Below are 2595 nucleotides of genomic sequence, written 5' to 3'. Positions count from 1 at the left end.
ACTGACACGCATGAGCTTGGCAACTTCGGCGGCGCTGGAGGGGACCGCCACTGCTTGGGGAATGAGCAGGAAGTGGGAGGCGTCGTGGGCATTGGCGTGACGGTCAAGGGCGCGGGTGAGGGTTTGTGCGGGGCTGGCCATGGCTCCCGTAACAGCCGCCAGTGACTGCCCGGACAGCACCTTCTCGCTGCTCCGCGGGTTCTTGCCGCCCGTCGTTTGGCGTCCCTGCCCTGACATGGTGGCCCCTTTGTTCAGCATTTCGTTTGGCTCAGCAATCCTTGTGCTTCACGGTATCCGTCGTCATCTACGCGCCGTCAGACAGTTAACGTCACACAGGCACCGCGTTCATGACAAGTCTTATGGGCGTCTAGGTGCAAAGCAAGGCACCCGGGCAGAATGCAGCTTCGGGCCAAGCACAGCACCTTGACTGCACCGGCCACGCGCTGCCCGCCCGCAACACGTTCTTTGTCCTATGCTGGGGCCACCACTATCAACAGCGTTGGGAGTCCCATGACCATCTCCACAGCAGACTTTTACGACGAGCACGGGCTGAAACTGGCCTCCGTGTCCCTACAGTTTCGCAATTTTGGAGCCGTGTCGTGCTTTTCCGGGCCCGCCCGAACCGTGAAGTGTCATGCGGACAACCTGCTGGTGAGATCTCTCCTGTCCACCCCGGGAGAAGGCGCCATTTTGGTGATTGACGGGGGAGGCTGGATGGGGAACGCACTCATGGGCGACATGATCGCCCAGTTGGCCGTGGACAACAACTGGGCCGGCGTGATCATCAATGGCGCCATCCGCGACAGTGTGGCCATGGCGCAGATGCCACTCGGCGTGAAGGCGCTGGGCACCAACCCTGCAAAGAGCTTCAAGGAGGGCACCGGAGACGTTGATATTCCCGTGCAACTCGGTGACGTGAGCATCCATCCCGGCGAAATGATCCATGCCGACGAGGACGGAATCCTCGTAGGCCCTAGGGAATAGCTGGGCACAATTGGCTCGGGCGGACCGGCTGGCATGGCTCAGGTGCGGAAGTTGGCTGGCCCGCGCAACGGTTCCAGCAGCGCCTTCTTCTGCGGGCTCAAGCGGACCAGCGTGCCGCTTGGTTCGTGGAAGAACGCCAGCACCGTTTCAGCAATAACGCATTTTTCTGCCGTGACAGGATCAAAAATAGCGTAGGCCACGGTAAAGCTGGCCCCTTTTACGGCGCTGATCCACACTTTCACCTCTGCGGCGACATTGCGGTAGTTCAAGGCCGCCAGGTACCGGACCCGGTGTTCCACCACCAGCGCCTGCACGTCCGCGTCCAGTTCAGAAAAGATGGGGTGCGCAGCCTCGACGCCGGGCAGCCCGGTACCGGCGGGCGGGCCGAAAGCGTAGACACGAGCCTCCTCAAGGATCCGCAACACCTCTACGTTGTTGATATGCCCGTAGGCATCCATGTCTCCCCAACGCATGGGGACCTGCAGCGCAAGGCGCTGGCCGCCGTCGTACTTTTCCTGCTGAACAGCCATCAGTTTCCTTCACTTTCCACGATTAGCGTCGAGGCGTACCATTCGCGCTCCAGGATGGCGTAGTGGTGCAACGTGATCCATTCGCCTTTGCTCCAGTCAGCCTCGACAAAAGTTGCCTCCAAACGCATGCCCAGGCGTGTCATCAGGGCTGCGGATTTTTCGTTTCGGACATCGCAAATCCCCTCAACCCTGTGCCAGCCGAAACCATTGAAGGCAATGTCCAAGGCGGCTGCGCAGGCAGCAAAGGCGACTCCCTGCCCTTGAACCTCGGGACTGAAGACGAAGCCGATTTCGCCACGCTGCCAATTTTTCGCATCCCACTTCAACAGCACCTCGCCCATCGCTTTGTGGGTAGGACCGCGTTCCACCGCCAAGTCCAGCCACTGGCCGGGTGTGGTGAAATCCTGCTGCGCAATCATGGATGCGACCGTCAGTGCGGTGTCCGCCATGGTCTGCGGCGGGTGTGGCAGGTAGCGGGCCACCTCGGGCAGCGACCTGTAGGCGTTGACGGCCTGCACGTCGGCGTGGAGTATGGGGCGCAGCCGAACGCCGTCGGCCGCGAAAGGGTATGCCGGTTGCACTGGGACGGGAAATTCTGGTGTGGCGGAGGGCATATTCAGATCCTAATGCGAACTTGCCACCGGACACCCTTCATGCACCTTGGAGCAGTGTTCGAATCCTCTTGGGAAACAGTCAGAGTCCTTGGATACCATGGGCCCATGCCTGCCGCACCCACAACCCGACGCCGAGTTGAACTCGTGTTGATACCCCTTGTTGCAGCCTTTTGCATGGCGTTCATCATCGGTGCCATTGTGCTTGACCGCGACGGCGGATCCTGCCCTGCACCGAACTGGAACAACCACTTGTCTTTGTCCTTGGCCGGGAACCAGAGCAGTAACTCCACTGCCACAGCAGTCACGGCTTGCTCCGGCACCGACTGCGTTCCCCAGTCGCCAACGTTCGCCAAGATGTCCGCCGGCGGCACTCGGATGCTCACTCATCAAAAAGACGGCTCATGGATGCTCACGGTTGGCGCGCTACCGCCCAAGACCCTCAACTTCAGTGTGTACGACCAAAACGG

Annotated in this window: 5 protein-coding genes; 2 read left to right on the top strand and 3 right to left on the bottom strand. The window is 60.8% G+C overall.

The window, feature by feature from the left end; translation table 11 throughout:
* Window positions 1-237: hypothetical protein (locus Q4P21_RS16130; protein ID WP_303389737.1), on the bottom strand; the 237-nt coding region annotated here is incomplete at its 3' end.
* Between the two features lie 273 nt (window positions 238-510).
* Between Q4P21_RS16130 and rraA the strand changes: the two genes are divergently transcribed.
* A complete protein-coding gene (rraA, locus tag Q4P21_RS16125; protein ID WP_303389736.1) occupies window positions 511-984 on the top strand; it encodes a ribonuclease E activity regulator RraA in 474 nt (157 codons plus the stop codon).
* Window positions 985-1022: 38 nt separating this feature from the next.
* On the opposite strand, the gene Q4P21_RS16120 is transcribed toward rraA, so the two are convergent.
* Window positions 1023-1514 carry a thioesterase family protein gene (locus Q4P21_RS16120; protein ID WP_303389735.1) on the bottom strand — a complete coding sequence of 164 codons (492 nt, stop codon included), beginning with the start codon at window positions 1512-1514 and terminating at the stop codon, window positions 1023-1025.
* A complete protein-coding gene (locus Q4P21_RS16115; protein WP_303389734.1) occupies window positions 1514-2128 on the bottom strand; it encodes a GNAT family N-acetyltransferase in 615 nt (204 codons plus the stop codon). Before Q4P21_RS16115 ends, Q4P21_RS16120 begins: the two co-directional genes overlap by 1 nt.
* A gap of 105 nt (window positions 2129-2233) precedes the next feature.
* On the opposite strand from Q4P21_RS16115, the gene Q4P21_RS16110 reads away from it, so the two are divergent.
* A partial coding sequence (locus Q4P21_RS16110; protein WP_303389733.1) for a hypothetical protein occupies window positions 2234-2595 on the top strand: 362 nt, incomplete at its 3' end.

Origin of the sequence: Arthrobacter sp. (assembly GCF_030540645.1) — a bacterium.
GTDB lineage: Bacteria > Actinomycetota > Actinomycetes > Actinomycetales > Micrococcaceae > Specibacter.
This window is presented reverse-complemented; position numbering and strand designations above follow the sequence as displayed.

Coding starts and splice junctions, on each gene's coding strand:
- rraA (WP_303389736.1), top strand. CDS start 511: ATGACCATCTCCACAGCAGACTTTTACGACGAGCACGGGCTGAAACTG.
- Q4P21_RS16120 (WP_303389735.1), bottom strand. CDS start 1,514: ATGGCTGTTCAGCAGGAAAAGTACGACGGCGGCCAGCGCCTTGCGCTG.
- Q4P21_RS16115 (WP_303389734.1), bottom strand. CDS start 2,128: ATGCCCTCCGCCACACCAGAATTTCCCGTCCCAGTGCAACCGGCATAC.